Genomic DNA, 19,647 nt, shown 5'->3' on the forward strand with positions numbered 1-19,647 from the left:
CATGGTTCTTAACACTTCAACCCTCTAAAGTTAAGTAACGTGACCTCGAGTAAAACAGACCTAATAACTGTTTAATTACAATAACTTTGCGCCAATTTACTTTGTCTCGCCGTTATTTCCCTACAGATAACTCGGCCTTTCCACATCATACTTAACCTCTCTCCTTCACTACATTGAGCCAAAATCACCTGCAGATTTCCTCCAATACAAACTCACCTTACAGAAGCCAATATACTTTATTTCCCATAGCGAAACATTTTATCAATTTTACCAAAATCGAAAGCCTATAATATTTAAAGAGTTTTCAAACTAAAAACAAAATTAAATAACGAATTAATTCAAGGGCTATTTAAATATTAAAAATCTCGTACTATACTATTCACTATCGTGGGTAAACTAAAATAAGATGCAAATGTAAGCTCGCTTTTTGCGTGTTTCAGCAATGCTGCCATCCTCCTGCTGATTATTTACGTTTTCTACATCACACCTTTTTTATATTCGGGGTCTACATGGATCAAAAATTCTTAGACAGTTATAATACAGAATTGACATTCATGCGTGAGATGGCGAGTGAATTTGCCGAAAAGCACCCGAAAATTGCTGGCCGCCTCGGTATGCATGGTATCGACGTCGCCGACCCTTTTGTAGAACGTCTAATTGAAGCGTTCTGTTTTATGTCTGCGCGGACTCAATTAAAGCTCGATTCAGAATTTCCCCGTTTTACGCAGCGATTGCTTGATATTATTTATCCTAATTACACCGCACCAGTTCCTTCAATGGGCGTGATTCAGATACAACCTAATCTGAAGGAAGGGGATCTCACGCGAGGCTATTCAGTCCCGCGTGACAGCGCTTTTTATACACCGATCGCGGCCGGAGAAGTCACACGCTGTGAGTTTCGTAGCGGACAAGAGGTTAAGCTATGGCCACTAAAAATTACGGATGCGCGTTTAACCTCATTGCCACCGGACATGCCTCATCTAGAGCGTTACAATATTCCGTTGGCACCGCTAAAAAGTGCGCTGCGAATCAAGCTCTCATTGCCTGATGATATTACCTTTTCCCAACTCAATGGGCTTGAGCGTCTGCCACTTTATATTGATGGTGATGAGCGGATCGTTTCACATATTTTTGAGTTGCTTCATGCGGGACAGGTGGCGATGATTGTCCGTAGTGGCCGGGGAAGTGATGTGTCTGATAGTATCGTCAGCCACAGCCCGCTGGCCTTTGAAGGCCTATCAACCGGGCATAATCTTCTGCCCGTCGACTGGAATATGTTCCATGGCCATAATCTGGTCCAAGAGTACTTCTCCTGTCGTAAACGATTTTATTTTTTCTCCCTGACTCAGCTCACTGACGGACTGAAAAATAATCATTCCTCTGAAGCAGAAATCATTATCCTGTTAAACCGCCAGGCATCGCACTTGACCGAACACATTTCTGCATCCCGATTCTTACTGCACTGTACACCGGTCATCAACCTGTTTCCCAGACGCCTAGACAAGCTTGAAATTAATCAACGTTCAAATGAGTTTCACGCAACGCCGGACCGCAGCCGTCCACTTGATTTTGAAGTCCATTCCATTCATAAAGTCTTTGGTCAGCAGGCAGAAAATAGCAGCGAGGTAGTTTTCAATCCGCTCTATCAAACCCGTCATAGTACCCCAGGTAACTTTGGGCGCTACTTTTCCACGCTACGTAAGCCGCGCCAAACCAACAGTAATGCTCGTAAGTACGCAACCCGTACGCCCTATTCTGGTACGGAGGTCTTTGTTTCACTGGTGGACCAGAAAGAGGCTCCCTGGCAGGACACTATTCGCTACCTGTCAATTGAGGCACTCATTACCAACCGCGATTTACCGCGTCTGATCTTAGCGGACGGTAATTTCTCGTTAAGCATGCCAGATTCCGCGCCGGTTGAGGGAGCCCGATTTGTTTTTCAACCCAGCGCCCCCCGCTCACCGTTCGCTCAAGGCGAATCAGCTTGGCGACTCATTCGCCAGCTCAGCTTTAACTACCTCCCTCTATCGGATATGCCTCATCACGAAGGTGGCGCTTCACTGCGCAATATCCTGCGCCTGTTTGTCAGCGATTCTGATAACGAATCCATTAAGCAAATAGACGCGCTGGTAGGCTGTCAAAGTACCCCAGTGATTCGCCGCCTACCGGGGAAAGGACTGCTGATCTACGGGCGAGGGGTGCGCTGCGAGCTGACCATCGATGAGGAGAGTTTTTCCGGTATCAGCCCCTATCTTTTTGGCATGATAATGGAAAACTATCTGGCTCGTCACGCCGCGATAAATGTCTTTACCGAGACAGAACTGCGCTCAATGCAGCGTGGGGTGGTTGGGCAATGGCAGGCACGTCCGGGCCAGCGAGGTATCCTGTGATCGTGCGCGACAACCACTCTCTAGGTCAACATGACCAGACTCACAGCGCGGTCGATGATCTCAGTACCGGTAGTGGCTTTATTCCGCTGCTTCGCAAGCTCGCCGCCCGTTCTCCGGGGATGCCAGTGCCAGGAAGCGCTCACCTGCCCACGCAAGAAAACTTTCGCCTCAGCCAGAAGGCGCATATGAACTTTGCGCCGCGTGAAATAGCCTCTCTGAGCCAGACACAAGGCCAGACCGGTATAGAACTTTTTGGCCTTGGCGTATGGGGCCCTCAGGGAGCCATGCCACTGCATCTGACCGAGTTAGCCTATACCCGAGCAGAGTCGCATGATAATACGCTGAACGCCTTTGTCGACATGTTCCATCACCGCGCCTTAGCGCAATTCTGGCGTGCATGGTTCGTCTCCCAGGATACCGCCTCTCTTGATCGCCCTGAAGATGAACGTTTTTCTTTTTATGTTGGGAGCTTAGCTGGACTAGATCCCCATGAATTGCTTGACAGCACCCTACCACTGCATCCACGACTCTCCTCAGCTGCCCATCTGGTTCGTGAGTCACGCAATCCTGAAGGCCTGATTGGCGCACTTCACTATTACTTTGATGTACCCGTTCAGATACAGGAATTCGCCAGTCAGTGGATAACCCTTGAAAAAGCAGACTGTACTCAGCTCGGCATTATGAATGGCTCATCCAGTCTGGGTGACGGTGCGATTTTAGGCAGTATGATTGTCGACAGGCAGCATAAATTTCAGCTGATCTTCGGGCCTCTCAGTCTGGAACAGTATTTGTGCTTTAGCCCAAGCGGCGACGATCTACCGGTACTCCGTGAATGGGTAAGGAATTTTGTGGGCTTCGAATATGCCTGGGAAGTCAGCCTAGTATTGTCTGCCGAAGAAGTGCCCTATGCATCACTCGGTGAGACGCATCAACTGGGCTACACCAGCTGGCTGACACGCAGTGATACATCCACTGCGCTGGCAGGAATGAGTTTTGATCCAGAAGCACAGGCTAACTGGGCCTGACCATCACTTTCTATTTCTGAGACAGGAGCGACATGTTGCCGACCTTAACTTACCCCTGCCCTGACTGGTATCAGCCACTCCTTCAGCCCATTACCGGTCCTTCCCCCTGTGGGGAAAGTCTGGAATATGATCCGGCATTTTTAATGCTACAGGGACGGCTTCAGCCACGACTTGGCGCCGAATATGGAGATTTTGTTGAGGCTATCGATCCGGTCAACTGGGCCGATGTTGAACGTGAAGCACGCACGTTGCTGTTAAAAAGTAAGGATGCACGCCTAGTTATTGTGCTAATGCGCTGTCGGTTGCACAGTATCGGTTTGGGCGCCGTCAATGAGGGGCTTAACGCTCTCCTTCACCTAGTTACGCAATGGCCGCAAGAGTTTCATCCATTACCGATGGATGAGGAAGAGTACGTCCCGATCCTTAGAGCTAATGCTTTTGCTGAGTTGGCATCACCTGAAGGTTATTTAGCCGATTTACGCCTCAAATCTCTACCAAAAGTGAGTGGTTTGCAGCTAACTGTAAGGGACGTTGAACGCGCGCTTATTGGTCCGGCTGATGAACATACGCAGAGCGAAATGACGGTAAAAGCGATTTTACAAATGTGGCATAACGATCCTGCCATCATTTCGCTGCAACTCGCCGCTGAGAATTTAAGGGCCTTAAAGGCAATTCTTGATCACAGCTTGGGCAATGATGCACCTGACTTCTCTGCACTAACCTCTCTGCTAGCCCTTTTTTCCAGCGATACTGGCATCGTTCCTTTAAAACACAGTCAGCCTGTCCTGCCCGAGACGGGCGGCCCGATGCACTTACCCGAGCCACTGAACACGGCGCTACTGCCAGATCCACTCCCCCAGGCAGACGACCGACCTTTAGCTGTAGTGAGTCCAGCTGCGACGGCATTGTCCGCGGCAGCTATCCACGATCGGGGGGACGCTTTACGTCGACTGGATCAGCTGCGTAGCTGGTTCACCGAGACAGAACCCAGCTCACCCGCCATTTTACTGTTGACCCTTACCGAATATACCGTCGGAAAAAGTTTTCTTGAGCTGTTGGATATCTTACCCGCGGAGCTTATCGCTAATTTAAAATCTTTACAGGACATAGCATAATGCGACTGATTTCTAAACTGTTTATCCTATGCAATTTTATAGCACTGCAGCCCTGCCTGGCTGACTGTCCTTTTATAATAGATAATTTCCAATCGTCCTCTACACCTGGCCATCCGTACTTTTTGACCCTACCAGCTCAAACTATTCGTGTCGATGCAGATACGCCTGCCGGTGCGTCCATCGGAAAAATAAGTATTAATGGATCAGGGCATAATGACGTTTATTATGACTGTAGAAATCAAACGGTATATACTTACGGTAAAATACTCAATACTTCAGGCCTTATTCCTCTCGCTAATAATACTTTTGCCGTTGGCGATACCGGTGTTTCAATCAAACCGTCAGTCATCTTACAAGGTCGAGAAGGCGTTTTTCCTTCATCACCCGGCACTATTCCGACGTCTGGCACTTATGTTGTGTTCCCTAATATCACAGAGTTTTCAGTAGAACTTTACAAGATAGGCGCTCAACTCAACCTGCATAATCCACTGGGCGATATCATTATTCCTGCTACCAGCGATTTTATCCACCAGTGGATAAACAGCGACACCCCGGGCAGTAACAGACCTATTACAGTAAACATCGGTGCGATAAGTATTGTAAGTACCCCAGTGTGTAAAATCGATTCATCAGTGAAAGATGTGCCGTTCGGCAGCGTTACAGAGACCTCGCTCAACAATGGAATTAAACGTAATCTCGATTTCGCGCTTCAGTGCCAGACAGATTTCGGTACTTTCAATGCAATCGCAAGTATAAACGCCAGTAAGCGGACACAGGATAACAAGTATATTACGGTAACCGATTCCGCTGGAAATACGGACAGACTCAAGATCGGTATTACAGACAGTCAAGATAAAACGATGAACGTTGATGGGAGTTCATCTGAATCCAAGAACAACATTTACAACAATAATTCTGCACAGTTTAACTGGAGTGCCACGCTATTGCGCGCCTCACCGACTTCACTTTTACCCGCAGTGGGTAATTTTACCGCCCAGGCTGAAATTACTTTTCAGATAAATTAACCATTGTAGAAGCAGTGATTAAACAGATGAAAACTTCAGACAGCACCATTTTTGTGAATATTGCCAGCTACCGCGATCCGGAGCTGTGCCCCACCTTACATAGCCTGATTCGCTCCGCGAATAAGCCGGAAAATTTACGCATTGTTATCTGCTGGCAGGATGACGGTGATATTCAGCCATTTCTTGATGCAGGTCTGGTACTGATAACTCAATCAGAACGGCTTTATCAATTCAGCTACGGTGGCGTTCAGCTCGAGGTTATTGCTGTTGACTATCTAAAAAGCGAGGGGGCTTGCTGGGCACGCTATCAGGTAGATAAATGCTATCAACAGGAAAGCTATTTACTACAGATTGACTCGCACTGCCGATTTATTACTGGTTGGGATAGTGAGATGATCGCTATGCTTGAAAGCTTGCGTGAGCAGAGTGCAAAACCGGTGCTTTCCGGCTATCCTCCTGCCTATACGCCAGGCAAAAACGAAGATCGCCAAGATTATCTATCACGTCTGGTATTCAACGGCTTCAGTAAAGAAGGTATTGTCGCTCAGCACTCTACACAATTCACGTCCGAAACCCCCATTAGGAGCGCCTATATTGCCGGTGGCTTCATTTTTGCCGACGGTCACTTCGTCACCCACGTACCTAACGATCCTGCTATTTTCTTTATCGGGGAAGAGTTCAACCGCGCAATGCGTGCTTGGACGCATGGTTACGACGTCTGGACCCCGCATCGGATTACCCTCTGGCATTACTATCAACGCAAAAATGTGCCGAAAGTGTGGGACGATCACTCAAACGAAGCGAAAGAAAAGGGGCTGATTGATACCGTATGGTGGCAACGCAATCAGGCTTCGACGTTGCACGTTCGGCGCCTGCTAAACGCTGATGACACAGAGACCTTCGCCCAACCGTGGGGCTTGGGCCGTCAACGTTCGCTGCAGGAGTTTCAGTACAGGATTGGTATTGACCTTATCGGACAGCGTGTTCATCCGGATATCTGGGGAACGGAGAAAGTAAGCTGGTTCACTAAACTTCCCGACGACCAGCAGGAATGGTTACAGAGTTTACGCTTTTTCCATGATAAAACCCTCTCGTTAAGCCGAGATGAAATCAATATTTCGCGTAGCGACATTGTCTGGTGGCACATTGGTGTCTATAGCCAGGATAAGCGCCCGGTGATGTTGCGCCGCTATTCTCCAGAGGCGTTTTGCCGACTAATCACCCATACAGATCAGCAATCCAGCCAGCTTACGCTGCGCTTCGATACCCGTAATAGTTCCCTTGCCAACACAGTACGTATCTGCGCCTTTACCGACCGGAACGAATGGGATGATGTGCTGGAGAAGAGCTGGTGAAATATTTAACAGTTTTCGACGAAATCATTGCCACCTGCGCTCTGGTTTCGCTACCGACTATTATTCCCTCATTGATGGAGTATCAGTATCAGCTGAAATATCGCATAGAAATCCTATGCAGTGACTTAAGGCAAAAGGGATACTCTGACGATATTGTCGATGCCCTGTGTCGTTTAAGTTGTCATGCCCTCGATCTCAATACTCAGCGTAATCTGCAGCAGCAGGGGTTGAGCTGGCAGGGTTATGAGCTTGAGAATCTATTTTATGGCTCGGGTGATGACCCCTTTTTTACCGAGCAACATGCTGAACTGCTGGTTCATCAGACCCGAGGGGAACTGACCATAGCCGTACGTCGGCTATTTTCACTGTCCTCACTTCCCTATCCGGATACGCTACGGGTTGCCGTCCAACATCCTGTTATCGGCATAGATGAGTTATCAGCATCTACCACTGTTTCACAGGACAACATTGCAGCATCAAGCCCTACAAGCGCTTTGCTCTGGCACGATGTCCTTTGGTCAGCTAAAGCGTTTATCCCGATCATTACCTGCCTGATAGCGGTCTGGCTGGGCTGTTATTTCTATCTCTATTGAGGACTTTACATGCGCAGGATATGGCTTCGCTTTTCCCTATTTATAATCACTTCAGCTTTCCTGCTCTGCTTTGGACTGACACTGCTGCCAGCCCTGCAAAAGGAGTGGCTGTTAATGCCAGTGATGGTGTCATTGGCCATCGTCCTGGTTATCCTGCATGGCTATAGCATACTGGCAATACCCCATAATACTGTCAATCGACCGCTGTTACCAAGGTTTGTCGCAGTAGAAAAACCGGTAATGCTGATTATTGGTCCCTATGCTGCAAAGTGGTTTCGACAGTACGGCAACGGGGACGACAGTCGTTTCAATCACCAGCTAGTATGGCTACTGGTAAACGACGCCAAAACTCTCGAGCTGCGCCTTGAGAGGATCCGCCAAGTTTCACCCAAGGCTCGTGCCATAGTGTTTTTTCCTCTACTTCCTGACGTAGAAGATAGCGCAGCACAAATAAAGACAAAAATTTCGCAATGGGAACAACAGCTCAACAGCGTGCTCGCGCATTATTCTTTACCTGCGGTACTTGCTGTCTATGCGCGGCTGAGTAGTGTAAGCGGCGAGAGCCAACAGGTCACGGAAAGATGGCTGAGTGATATTGCTATTGATACCCAGCTGGCATTTAGCCCTGAAGAAGCCATATGTCAGCTCAGTGCGCGCATCGATAGCACTCCTATCTCTACCCCACAAGATGTTCAACGGGCCGTCATAAGCAAACAGCTGTTGGTATGGTTGACTGAGAGCGGGATCACCCAGTGTTTGGCCCGCGTATTTTCTCCTGCCTCACTGAGACTCAATCAACTCATGCTGTGTGATTGCAGTGGGGGGTTTCATCGCCATGGTGCATGGTCATCATGGCTAGCAAAGCGCTATGCACTGTTACCTGCTGTGAGCTCTCGCACCGCAGAACCTTCACTTCCGGTGATCAAACTTAAACCACAGCCTGGCCATAAGCCTGAGCGAGCTGCTGTCCGAGAAAAAGCCCATGTTCTGCGGTGGAGCCAGCTACTGGTGACGATAATACTGGCGGCATCGCTTCTCATTACCACTGTTTCAATTCATCAGCAACAGCAACAATTTCGCCTTAACATACAGCGAGTTCTGAATCCGTTAGACGATCTTTCTGCCGTTAAATTACAAGGACGGATCATGCAGCTGCAGGCACTATATACCGACTGGTTGCCCTGTACGGAGATCCCCGAGATGCGCACCTGGGGGCTGTCATCCTGCGCCGGCTTTCTTGCTGCCATAAACCAGCGTACGGCCATCCTGACCACATTGCCTTCTTATAGCACGCAGCAGTGGCGGGATCCCTTATTTAACTCCGGTAGTTCAACGTTATTACCTCAGGCTATCCCCCAGCTGGAGGCGATAGCAGAGCTAATTCGGACTCATCCACAGCGAAAGGTCGTGATCACTGGCCACGCAGACAACATCGGTAGCAAACGAATCAATGACGTCATTGCTGCCCGGCGCGCCAAGGCCGTGGCGCAATGGCTAACGCAGCACGGCATCGATCCCTCCCTATTGATTACCCAAACTGCAGGCGCAGAAGAGCCTATTGCCCCCAACGACAATGCGCAGGGACGCCAGGAGAACCGTCGGGTAGACGTCATCATCCTGCCCTCTGCAGAAATAACGAAGGAGTTCACTACCCTATGAGTAACAGCCCCTATGATTACCACCTCTACGAAGGAAGCTTCTTAACCCCCCGTCCAGTACTGGACAGAAGTGTCAACCTGCTAATGTTTCGCGACGATGGGAATAAAGAGTACCAAATCGTAATCAACCGCGTGTTGCTGCCAGAGGGGAAAGAGGTTGAAGCATGGTGTGAAGAAGAAATGGAAAAGCTACGTAATAAACTTCCCGGTTTCAACATCGAAGGGAAGTTGCTTAAACATGAAATCGGCCCAGCCAAAATACCGATTGTACAGGTGGCTAACCGCCACCTTCATGAAGGTAAAATAAAAAAACAGATTCAATCGATAATGCGTTTACCAGAAGATACCGTACACAATCCACTTAACCGGGAGATGATAATATTCACCCTGATATCTGAAGGTGAATTTACAGAATATCAGCGAAAACATTATGTGCAGGTTATTAACAGCTTTACGCCAAAGATTGGTTAATCCTAGAAGTGATATTGACGATTAATTCAATTCTCCATGCAGAGTAAAACACATTCAATAACCTAAACATATCGATATCAATCCGTTATCGCTTAGCGAATAGAGCATAAACATCGCAGGCCTTACCGCCTGCAATGTTAGTGCCAATGGGATTGATATAAGGAGATACCTATGCCATCAATTTCAGTCTGTTCAGAAAATCAATTTTATAATTTGGGAATCTGCTACCTCATCAATGACGTGAAGGACGAGCGAGGTAATTGTCTAGGCGGCCAAGTAGACGCCAATAGAGATCAGAAAAAGAGTATACTATTCTATGAGGATCTGGCGATAATTAACCCCGTGGAAAATAAATTCGAGCGCCATCCCTTTCTTATATTTATTATCTTTAGTACAAAAGACCTTTTATTATCTGAAATAAAGACTTTACTTTCATCTATTGTTGATATTTCACAGCGGAGCAGAAGGGAGAACACCCATCTTAATAAAATAAAAGAAATTCTACCATCAGGGGTTGAACAACTAACATTCCATGAGATGAAAATAATTAAACTTCTGGCCAAAGGTAATAGCATCTCCACGATTGCCAAAATAATGAACTGTAAAAATAGCACTATTTATACGCATCGCAGGAATATTTTAAGAAAAACACGTACCGCGAACAGGCAGAAGCTAAATAAAATTATTCAGGTGCTAAAAAACTATGATACAAAATATTCAAATATCATCTTACTCTAATAAGGTTATACTAAATTTCCATAGGGACGGCGCCCCTGTATTTTTTCCGCCGAGAACGATATTCTTGTGAGTATTCTGTTCATTGCCTGGTGCAATGGTGATTTTTGCCCCTGCACCTTCCCCTTCTCATCCTGCGGGCCGTAACTTTTTTGGCTGGTCATACCTCAGATAACGATTGATATTTTCGGGGACAACGACCCCTCTTCAGGAATAGCATGCATTCATTGTGCAAGCTGAATACATCCTCCCCAGCCCTTTTAGCCTATTTTTTTCGGGAAATATCTAATTATGGCTTAGGAAGCGCAGCATAACCGAGCGTAAACCTCCATACTGATAATAATTCCCCAGTTTATTTTGCAACCTAGGTGAATTATCAATTTTTACACTCAACTCAATTATCACTATGCTCAGTGCATTATTATCGCGTATAGAGGGAGTAATATGGTTCAGGAAAAACAAGCTAGCAACTCGCGACTCGTTTAGCCTTTTTTATCTCAGGATTCGTTACAGCCACTTGGGCGGTTCTCGTTCCCTATGCTCGAGCGAATACTGGTATCAATGATGCGACCCTAGGCTCGCTATTATTATGTTTAGGCATTGGGGCATTAATTACCATGCCAACGACTGGCGCGCTTACCAGCCAATTTGGTTGTCGGAAAGTGATTATCGCAGCGATGGCTTTAATTATTTTGGTTATTCCAATGCTGGCGGTGATCACTGACCCCATCTTACTGGGATTGGCGCAGCTCCTATTTGGTATTGGCGTTGGTATTACAGACTGTGCGATGAATATTCAAGCAATTTTGGTTGAAAAAGAGTCTTCTATTTCCTTAATGTCCGGTTTTCATGGGCTTTACAGCGTCGGCGGTATTGCAGGGGCTGGATTAATGACGTTTCTTTTAGCGCTAGGGATCAATGTTACTCTTGCGACCGTTGTCATCATTCTTTGTGTCGTGATCCTTGCCGCCTTAAGCTATCCTGGCTTATTGGCCTACGCCAACCCGAAAGAAGGCCCGGCCTTTGCTATGCCTCGCGGGATTGTCTTGTTGCTCGGTGTCGTCTGTTTTTCGGTATTTTTGACCGAAGGGACCGTATTGGACTGGAGTGCGGTGTATCTTACGCAAGTTAGAGCGATGCCAGAAACCTTGGGTGGATTGGGCTATACCTGTTTTGCGGTGGCAATGACACTTGCCAGATTGACGGGTGATAAAGTCGTGAAATATTGCGGTCGATTAAAGGTCGTGGTAGTAGGCGCGATGATCGCTGCACTGGGATTGGCAATGGTAACTTTTATTCCGCTTTGGTATCTCTCACTGATTGGTTATGCCTTAATCGGTGCGGGATGTGCCAATATTGTGCCTGTGATGTTCTCCGTTGTCAGTGAACAAAAAGTGATGCCACAAGCGGTAGCAGTCCCTGCAATGACCACATTGGGCTATGTTGGCGTGTTAAGTGGACCAGCTATTATCGGTTATGTTGCTCACTTTAGTTCGTTATCCATTTCATTCTCTCTCATTATGTTGCTGATGCTATTTGTCGGGGCAATCTCTTTTAGGCTGAACTTGGATCAAACCGGCTCGTCTAGAGAGAAATAACAGAATAGGATAGCAGCTGGGCTTGGCGCATAACATTAAGCCCATTAGCTGATGAGGTATTAAGTGAGCCAAGAAGGGAACACCGGCAGGTCAGGGCTCAACGAGACGCTGGTATTGAAAGCTTTGCGCGGTATAAATTTATCTGTCAAGGTTGAGATCTTCAGTCATCACGACTTGATAGCCCCGCAACGGGAGACTTTCTCTATTGTCCCGATCGACCTAGTCGATGTTAATCAAGCTTAGATAAAAAGCTTGCAACCAGTTCTTAACACTAACTCTTCAACTATAAGGCAACCACGAGGAAAACATCGTTCCTCTCTGTAGCACCTTATAGTCAATGAGAGCTATAGCGAGAGACGATTATGAAATATTAGATAAATTTACTATTCTTACTGTACCTGCTCTTAACAAGATAAAACACTAATGGATAGTCCTAAAAATAGAGGTATGCGTGATTGGCAAGTTTTTATTCGAACTGTTGAGGCGGGAAGTCTCTCTGTCGCAGCCAAAGAATTAAATATGACGACTGGAGCTGTTAGTAAAATCATCTCTAAGCTTGAGGAATACACTTGTACGAGTTTATTGATCCGCGACACCCACGGTATCGAGCTGACGATTGCCGGAAGATTGGCTTACAATAAAGCGTTAGAGATTACTGGGTTGTTTGCAGATTTGCTCGAAGAGTTACGTAATCCCCAAAAACAGATAAGGGGAGTTTTAAAATTAAGCGCCCCTGTTATTCTTGCTGAATTTTTAGCCAATCACTGGGCCCAAGAATTTATGGAAATATGGCCTGGCACTCAAATTCAACTAGATGCCAGAGAAAGTTCAGAACTCAGTCAAGATGTGCCAGATCTTGATAATTTAATTTTAAGGAGTGGCAAGCCCGAAAATGAAAATATCGTTTATCGAGAGTTACCTGGACTGAAAGTTGTACTCATTGCTACCCAAGAATATATCGATAACAATGGTTGTCCTCATCATCCTCATGATCTTTTACAGCACAATGTATTTAATTTACGCCACAATGGATTCGGCTCCACATTGAAATTCACTAAAGAAGATGAAAGCTATGAAATCTCTGATTTAAATAATATGTCACTGTCTTCAAATAATCATTTATCGTTAATTAACTTGTGCATTGAAGGTAAGGGTATCACGCTTGGTACACCGGGATGGATGAAATCTGCCTATGCACAGCAAGCAAAACTGATCACACTAATGCCCGACTGGACTTTAGATCTTGTTCCCGTATATTTAGCGTGGCGGCCTAGAAAAATTTACTCGCCGCTGTTCGTGGCATTTCGTGATTATATAGAAAAAAAATGGATAGAGAGATAATGGTGAGAAGCTAGAAAGGATGTTGTTGAATAGTTAAAAGGCCGGACATCCTTGTCTGGCTCAGAAAACGATCTCTTTAGGAAGCTAGCGTGTAACAGGGACGGTTACATTATAGCCATCGGCTGCTGAAACGGATTGGGCGGTGTCGATCAAGAGTGTTGATGTTTCTGCGCCAGTTACATTCAGCATTGCAGTAAGACACTTCAGGTCTCCACTTTTGCTGCGCCTCATCCCGGTGAGCATCACCACACATTGATCTGGCCATCAACGGTGTTGGATGTATCACACTGATCATGAGCGTTGGACCACTCACTATTCTTCGATACTTAAAAAACTCAATCCACACTCAGTAACGAATAAACTCAAGTTAGGCACTGAAGTCATCATTAGTGCCTAACTTGATGCGCAATGGCGCTGGGTGGGCACGACACCTCGTCCAGGATGGTTGGGCTATGGCTACATCCCTATCGTAAGTCGGTCATAGCCATATAGTTTGAGAGGTGAATCAGGATACATTGGAATCCCCCCAGATTAAAGAAAGTTTGATTACTACCTGACTGCAGGAAGAAAGCAATCATTTACTCTAGGTACTTAGTTTGTAGCAATTGAATAGAACACTCTCAATACACCAGTATAATGCCCAGAGCTTTTTTCAGAATAATTAAATGCTGGCGTAATAAAATTTAAAGGAGCAGGAAGACAAAGTGATACCCCTGGTATACCGGGTAGTACCACCTTTCTTTGTATACCCCTTGCGTTCGCATTTTGCCAAGTGATAATTTTACTATTTGATACAGTATCATGACCACCTGTCATTGGGTTAACAACTTGCAACTGATAATCGATTCTATTTCCACCTTGGTTCTTATTTGCTCCATCCCTGTATATAGAGAATAAATCCGAATCTTTTCCAAGACCACTTACACTGTCATCCTTAAATAATAATTGCACAGTTTTAGCGGAAGCTCCTCCATCATAAAGACACATATCAAGGCTAGAAGAACCAGTCACCCCCCCATTTCTTCCACTACCTGGTCGGTAATTTAAATTAAGATCAACATGTGGATCCGAAGTTGGGAAAGCTGGAAAATAAATAATTTGTTTATGTTCGTCATTTACCTTCACCGTAAATATCATTCCAATCGTATCAGCAAAGTAGGAGGGATACTTCCAGGGACGCTGATATAAAATAAGATGTCCTGTCCAAGTCCCTGCTGGGATATTTTTCAGTGTACTATTTTCCATCCCAAGAGTAATATAGGGATTGTATTGAAGGAGTTTACATGCTGTAAGATCCCATGGGTATCTCCTACCACAATTAAAACTAGTGCGAATCGCTTTAATATTAACAACTATACTCTTAAGAGTATTTTCCTCTTGAAGCGATAGCCTAATATCACCCCAAGTAGGCATAGGAGATGTGTCGGGAAGTTGTGAACCACGCGCGCCCTCTACAGGGCACGCTCCATTTACTGTATCAGTTGTAGAACCACAACCTATCAATCTATATTGATCAACATTAAAATTTGCAAGTAACGCATTGGATGTCCAATTTGTAGGAACAGCAGATAGATCGTAAGTGATAGTTGATTGATAATCAAAAGCCTTTACATTATATGAAAAAGAAAAAATTAAAAATGAGAATGATATTTTAATTAGCCTGCCTCTATCAAAAAAAACCGAGTATAATTTCATAGTTTCTTTCATAAAAATTTTAACCTCATACCATTTTCATTCAAAAGATATTCCTGATGTTATAAATCATGATTTATTGACGGCATTATCAATTTAATCATTAGCTCTTCGAGGAAATATCAACTAGCTGTTTAGCATTACTGTCCCTCGTGAAATGCCGGGAGGAGACTTAGCAAACAGTATTGGTGTCATCACCTGCCCCTCATACACTCTTAGATTACTGCATGAGGGGAAAAACGCTAATGAGCCATAACTGTCAATCTTGCTTGATTGTTCAACTTTGCTGTCATCATATCGGCCTGCTCTTTTTCTTTAGAAGGCAGGCTCGCAAAATTTATACTCTGGCACGTCGTTTCGCCAACATAGCGAATAACATCTCTTATCATGCTCACTTTCATCCCACATTGCCAGTAAGTGTTATTTTTCATGACATAAAGTGTATTGACTTTTTTTGTTGTCTCAAGGGTAACCATACTATTCCCTAGCGGAGTCCATGACATTACATTCAATGGGATCACCTCATCAATGGGGTTTCCTGCATCATCAAGAAGACGAGCCATCCAAGTATAGCGTGATTCAACATTCACATCGCGATTATAGACCTTCCCTGGTGTCATAAATACTCTTTTTGTCCCTGTACCCGTTTTTATTTCGCTACTAATCCCTTCGTTAGATGAAATTGATTCATTAATATCGAATTGACTTTCTCGGTAGCCAGGGACTGTAAATAGTGCCCTACTATTTCCTTTAATCTCACTTTGTCCAGCGGTATCCACCGAGACATTAACCTTCGAAGTATCCGATGTATCTCCCTGTTCAACATTGACCGTTATCGCTGAAGATGCCGTACCATCTCCCCTTCGACCAAATGTCAGACCCTCCCTATCGAGGATAACAGAAGAACTATAACTTCCACTAGCATTGATAATATTCCCCCCATCTTTTTTATCGAGAGTATCACTGACGGTCAATGACCCTGTGCCGTACTGCCCACCAGCACGCCCATATACTGAAGAGGTAAGTGTATCCGTATTCATGCCATTTATCGCAATACCCTTCTCATTTTCACCTGTATTATCGCTATACTGACTCGCTGCAATAGTATAGCTAAGCTGATTACCTGCTCTTTTACTCGTTTGTAAATTCGAACTACCAGAGAATGTCCTCCCTTTACCCTCGATATCATGAGTGTTAGTAGAGAATGAGAGTGTAAGAAACATACCCTTATCCTGAGCATTAAAGGAACTATCATTACGTAAAAAAGCATTAACACTGGTTGTGATATTTACATCACTAAAGTGTGCTGTCCGAGTAACCCCTAACTGCCATGAACTACTCTTTGTATGAGCCTGATAAACGGTCTCCCATGGTACACCTAGAGAATGGTTTGGGTCGTAATCGACCATATCCTGACGCGAGATATAACGTCCTTTATTCATACTTTTGGAAAAGCCCAGTGTGGCGTACCAGCTGTCTACCGGTACAGATAACATTACGTTTGTACTCTTGTAGCAACCGTTTATGCTGTATCGGTTAACTCCCTGATTATTACAGTCAGTCGCTTTCATCTCGCTACGATAAAAACTGAGCGAAAATCCATCGTTGTAATTGAGCTGCTGAATATTACCTCTAGACCCTTCACTCCCGTGCAAGTAACTCACTCTCGACGTTAACAAACCATCAATCCATCCAGTATCAAATCCGTGTGACCAATCCATTGCACTTTCCCAGTAATTCGCGGAATTGAAAAATGCTGAGCCTGAAGTGAGTGCTAGGTTATTAGTCACAGGTAACCTTATTCCTGCCTGAAAAACTTTATTATCCTGATGTTGGCCGGCTTGCTTGCCAGAAAAGCCTTCATTATCTGGAGTTCCCCCCTGAATGAACCACTGTAATGTCCTTGAGGTCAGTTCCCCTAACCCAGTATAAGGGACGGTCTCCGTTCTAACCAATTGGTTATTTTCATAAACCTTCAGATTTATAGTGTAGCTTCCCTGTGGAAATGACCGAGTATCCAGTACTTGAGCACCAGCTTTTAAATAGAATGAAGAGAGTAACTGATCGCCTCTATAAGCATCGACTCTTGCTTCACGAGAAAGAAATATATTTACAGGGGTACCTGTATTAGTTTTATTAACATTGACCCAAGCAAGCGTGGACCCCGCTCTAAACCCGCGTATTTTACCCAATGGCAGCTGGCTGAGATTAATATTACCACCAATATTACTAAAAATATCTTTTGAGTCCATGATGCCAGCTTGTAGATAGAATTTTTTGAAAAAATCCTGCCTGAAATAAGCATTATTAAGAGATAGGTCATTTTTACTCTGATTTTTTGAACGTTGCCCTTGTAAATTCCAATCAACATTTAAATAGCTATCTCTAGTAACTCCCAAAGTCCCATTACCCTGAAGTGACGCTGATTGATAATTTTTATCCGCAACAAAGTTTATATTCTGCTGATGAATAAATGCATTGTGACTCTCGGCATTTACTGAATAATAAGTATCGTTCTGTTTAGGTGAAGGGATATACTTATCTGAAATAAAAATATTAACCTTACCATTATTTTCATCATAAATAATATCGACATTTTTCGTATCGATAAAATCACAGCCTGGCTGACTACCATTGCTACTGCAGGATAATTGACTATTCCGATGGAAAGTCCCGTTAAAATACTTAGATAACAAAACCCTAAGATTATGACTGTCTGGATACTTCTTTACTATAGCATCGATGATTTTATTGGGTTCAATAAACTGGACATTTTCAAGATCCACTGAGATTTTGAAAATCCCCAAAGATTCGCCATAAATAGAGACATCGGTAAGAATCGTTTGCCCCTGAGCGAGTTCTTCAAATCCCTTAGGAACACGAAACGATGCACATGTTGATGTAGAGAAAGAAAAAATACTTGTTAATACAGAGAATAGTAGGAATCGTATCTTCATCATTGCCTCAACACAGCACTCGCTAATGGCAGGGATAACCCTGCCATTCATAGAGATTAACGTTAGTTACCAGAATTTTGAGCTGCAGCGGCCTGAGCAACCACGATACTCACAATACCGGTATATCTTCCTGCTTTGGTAATCAGACCAGGAGTAGCCTGTGAAATGACCAGAGGCATTACTGTAGAGCCATGTTCGATACCATTAGGAAATGTAGTTGCGTAAGTCATTGTTTTCGATGAAGTGGAAAGTTCACTGCCATTGAGTGTTACTTTTAATGCAATATCATTAGTTCCAGTTTCATCTGTCAGTGATGGTGAATTGACCAAGCTAACAAGAAGATCTCTGTCTACGTTATTCGACCAAAGTTTTACTTGCCTGGAATAGTCACCCAATCCTTTTCCCGGCAGATACTGCATTGTTGCAGTTGTCGGCAGAGGTGAACCATCATCAAGTGTAATGTCAACAGTAGGGTCTATTTGAGCAGTAACAGTAATATCCTGCTGTGCAGCACTCACACTAAATACTGCTGCAAAAAGACTGACAATAGAAATAGCTTTAATTTGATTTTTCATGTTACATTCCATTTATGTTATGCCCTTTTTTGGGCGTTTAGAAACCTCACCATTTTTAAATGATGATTGTTAGGTTTAATTTCCATGGTTTTTAACCAGGTTGAATTTATTCTCTCCATACAATAAGAAGATAACTCTTTAATAAAAGATATCGTCTATTGCATGGAGGATGAATGGTTTACTCTATGATTTATTTAGATAAGGTTAGCTCTTCGTTCTTTCCTGTTATCCAATTGTTATATTTAACATGATACTCTTTATTCTTATCGAAAGAGATACCATGCAGGTTTACGACTGTATCTGGATATACAGTTGATGATAACTTTTTCCACTGGCACTGGCCTGATTTATCACAAACGCCTAATTCATTAACAGAAATTCTAATCGTACCATCATTAGATACTTTTCCAGCGTCATCGACAATTTTTAGACTTGTAATGACCTTTTCTGGAGCAACGTGAATGAGCGCCCCCCACACAACATTGACGCCAACACTCGCTGTTTTCGATGAATTTATGTCACTTCCAGGTAAGGGGATAAAATTAGCGTCATTGACACTTTCGAAGTATGCTCTCCATGTTGTTTCTTTTTTCGGAGGGATAATAGAAACAAGTCTTACAACCCTCTGACTTGAGGCGGATAGCGCAATTTTCTCGGGTGTGATGACAAGCCCAGAGACACTTGTATTGTCGATGTTTTGCTCATGCTCCTGTGCTGTCCCAGGCTGATCAATTTTTTTCAAATTGACTTTAACAAACTGAACATCGTTGTCTTGAGATATTACTTTTATCTGTGAAGCACCTTTCATACCTACCGCTACCTCCATAGGATAGATATACATTGCACATGAAGCGGAATTTACTTGTGCAAAAAAAACGCAGGTAAAAGCAATCGTTGACATTAGGCTACTTAATTTCATATTGAAACCTTTTTTATAAAATAATAGGATTAAATCATAATGAATTATGACATCCTTGATATAATACTACAGAAGTAGTGATCTAAGTCGGTACAGAGCAATTCATTAATAAATAATATCGTAACTTTCTGACAATGCTACCCGATTTTTTGACTCATAAACTGCTCATCAATCATCAATCATCAATCATCAATCATC

16 protein-coding genes are annotated in these 19,647 nt (G+C 44.2%); 12 read left to right on the forward strand and 4 right to left on the reverse strand.

The features are described 5' to 3' along the window. Positions 1-509: 509 nt before the first annotated feature. The 12 genes from tssF to BMX14_RS17195 all read left to right on the forward strand — a co-directional run bounded on the left by tssF (position 510) and on the right by BMX14_RS17195 (position 13,659). Positions 510-2,390, forward strand: a complete 1,881-nt coding sequence (gene tssF, locus BMX14_RS14560) for a type VI secretion system baseplate subunit TssF (protein WP_092678005.1) — start codon at positions 510-512, stop codon at positions 2,388-2,390. Further along, complete coding sequence (gene tssG, locus BMX14_RS14565; RefSeq protein WP_092678007.1) at positions 2,354-3,415, forward strand: type VI secretion system baseplate subunit TssG; 1,062 nt, start codon at positions 2,354-2,356, stop codon at positions 3,413-3,415. Before tssF ends, tssG begins: the two co-directional genes overlap by 37 nt. 32 nt (positions 3,416-3,447) lie before the next feature. After that, a complete protein-coding gene (locus BMX14_RS14570; protein WP_092678009.1) occupies positions 3,448-4,530 on the forward strand; it encodes a type VI secretion system protein TssA in 1,083 nt (360 codons plus the stop codon). Further along, positions 4,530-5,555: a fimbrial protein gene (locus tag BMX14_RS14575; protein WP_092678011.1), complete on the forward strand. Its 1,026-nt coding sequence runs from the start codon at positions 4,530-4,532 to the stop codon at positions 5,553-5,555. Before BMX14_RS14570 ends, BMX14_RS14575 begins: the two co-directional genes overlap by 1 nt. A 26-nt stretch (positions 5,556-5,581) precedes the next feature. Continuing rightward, positions 5,582-6,910 (forward strand): GlcNAc-transferase family protein, encoded by a 1,329-nt coding sequence (locus BMX14_RS14580; RefSeq protein ID WP_092678013.1) that lies wholly within the window; start codon positions 5,582-5,584, stop codon positions 6,908-6,910. Continuing rightward, the gene (locus BMX14_RS14585; RefSeq protein WP_092678015.1) at positions 6,907-7,503 is read left to right on the forward strand and encodes a hypothetical protein; all 597 of its coding nucleotides are present in this window, start codon (positions 6,907-6,909) and stop codon (positions 7,501-7,503) included. Before BMX14_RS14580 ends, BMX14_RS14585 begins: the two co-directional genes overlap by 4 nt. 9 nt (positions 7,504-7,512) lie before the next feature. After that, entirely contained in the window at positions 7,513-9,162 is a 1,650-nt protein-coding gene (locus BMX14_RS14590) for an OmpA family protein (protein ID WP_092678017.1), read from the forward strand. Next, complete coding sequence (locus BMX14_RS14595; RefSeq protein ID WP_092678019.1) at positions 9,159-9,632, forward strand: DcrB-related protein; 474 nt, start codon at positions 9,159-9,161, stop codon at positions 9,630-9,632. Before BMX14_RS14590 ends, BMX14_RS14595 begins: the two co-directional genes overlap by 4 nt. Positions 9,633-9,803: 171 nt before the next feature. Next, entirely contained in the window at positions 9,804-10,370 is a 567-nt protein-coding gene (locus tag BMX14_RS14600; protein WP_092678021.1) for a helix-turn-helix transcriptional regulator, read from the forward strand. Positions 10,371-10,861: 491 nt separating this feature from the next. Beyond that, positions 10,862-11,965, forward strand: coding sequence for an MFS transporter (locus tag BMX14_RS14605; protein ID WP_092678023.1), 1,104 nt, complete (start codon positions 10,862-10,864; stop codon positions 11,963-11,965). 423 nt (positions 11,966-12,388) lie between these two features. After that, positions 12,389-13,306: a LysR family transcriptional regulator gene (locus BMX14_RS14615; RefSeq protein WP_092678027.1), complete on the forward strand. Its 918-nt coding sequence runs from the start codon at positions 12,389-12,391 to the stop codon at positions 13,304-13,306. Positions 13,307-13,569: 263 nt separating this feature from the next. Continuing rightward, positions 13,570-13,659: a hypothetical protein gene (locus BMX14_RS17195; protein ID WP_408011881.1), complete on the forward strand. Its 90-nt coding sequence runs from the start codon at positions 13,570-13,572 to the stop codon at positions 13,657-13,659. 238 nt (positions 13,660-13,897) lie between these two features. On the opposite strand, the gene BMX14_RS14620 is transcribed toward BMX14_RS17195, so the two are convergent. The 4 genes from BMX14_RS14620 to BMX14_RS14635 all read right to left on the reverse strand — a co-directional run bounded on the left by BMX14_RS14620 (position 13,898) and on the right by BMX14_RS14635 (position 19,431). Then, positions 13,898-15,013 (reverse strand): CfaE/CblD family pilus tip adhesin, encoded by a 1,116-nt coding sequence (locus BMX14_RS14620; RefSeq protein ID WP_092678029.1) that lies wholly within the window; start codon positions 15,011-15,013, stop codon positions 13,898-13,900. A 227-nt stretch (positions 15,014-15,240) separates the two neighbouring features. Further along, the gene (locus tag BMX14_RS14625) at positions 15,241-17,955 is read right to left on the reverse strand and encodes a TcfC E-set like domain-containing protein (RefSeq protein ID WP_092678031.1); all 2,715 of its coding nucleotides are present in this window, start codon (positions 17,953-17,955) and stop codon (positions 15,241-15,243) included. Positions 17,956-18,017: 62 nt separating this feature from the next. Beyond that, a complete protein-coding gene (locus tag BMX14_RS14630) occupies positions 18,018-18,530 on the reverse strand; it encodes a CS1 type fimbrial major subunit (RefSeq protein ID WP_092678033.1) in 513 nt (170 codons plus the stop codon). 190 nt (positions 18,531-18,720) lie between these two features. Beyond that, entirely contained in the window at positions 18,721-19,431 is a 711-nt protein-coding gene (locus BMX14_RS14635) for a fimbrial protein (RefSeq protein ID WP_230527517.1), read from the reverse strand. Between the last annotated feature and the right edge of the window lie 216 nt (positions 19,432-19,647).

It is taken from the genome of Rosenbergiella nectarea, assembly GCF_900111105.1.
In the GTDB taxonomy this organism is placed as follows: domain Bacteria; phylum Pseudomonadota; class Gammaproteobacteria; order Enterobacterales; family Enterobacteriaceae; genus Rosenbergiella; species Rosenbergiella nectarea.